The sequence below is a fragment of the Eggerthella sp. AM16-19 genome (genome assembly GCF_003474385.1).
GTDB lineage: Bacteria > Actinomycetota > Coriobacteriia > Coriobacteriales > Eggerthellaceae > Senegalimassilia.
This window is the reverse complement of the sequence record NZ_QUCY01000056.1, coordinates 1-216: the sequence shown is the minus strand read 5'-3', so window position 1 is coordinate 216 and position 216 is coordinate 1.

Sequence of the window (216 nt, the reverse complement as noted above, 5' to 3'; positions counted from 1 at the left end):
CGGCCGCCATTGCCTCGGCGCGCCCGCCGGCGATGGTCCCGCGGATTCCCGCGAGGCGCTCGGAGAGCTCCCTCGCGCTGCGCGCCATTGCCTCGGCGCCGGCCTCCTGGCCGATCCTCAGCATCCAGTCGAGCAGCTTGCCGCCCGCCTCGTCCCCGTAGTCGCTCGCCATCCCGTGCCTCCCTTCCAGTCGAGATGAAAAAGGGGCGCCTTCGC